This window comes from Paenarthrobacter aurescens (assembly GCF_025421775.1).
Classification (GTDB): domain Bacteria; phylum Actinomycetota; class Actinomycetes; order Actinomycetales; family Micrococcaceae; genus Arthrobacter; species Arthrobacter aurescens_B.
Genome location: NZ_JAOEFX010000368.1, coordinates 1 through 264, shown reverse-complemented (window position 1 = coordinate 264; position 264 = coordinate 1). Strand labels below are relative to the sequence as shown.

Sequence of the window (264 nt, the reverse complement as noted above, 5' to 3'; positions counted from 1 at the left end):
AATAAGACCATCGTGATAAGGGTAGTTCAAATATTCTTCTATGATTAGTTCTAAGCTATTAAGGACATTGTATTCTCTACCATAAGGTAATCTTTTATGAAAATCCGAAATCAAATTAAGTCTTAATCTTGATGATTGCCAATCAAACCAAACATAAAAAAACATACCGTGATTACTTTTAGAATTTACTATTTGGTTAGCCCTATTATCAATGACCTTTATAAAAAAATCCTTTAGCTCTTTCACAGTAATATCATTGGCTAA

The 264-nt window shown here is 28.8% G+C and carries 1 protein-coding gene; it reads right to left on the bottom strand.

The features are described 5' to 3' along the window. On the bottom strand, positions 1 to 246 hold a 246-nt coding region (locus N7568_RS24000), incomplete at its 3' end, for a hypothetical protein (RefSeq protein WP_261612190.1). Positions 247 to 264 lie beyond the last annotated feature (18 nt).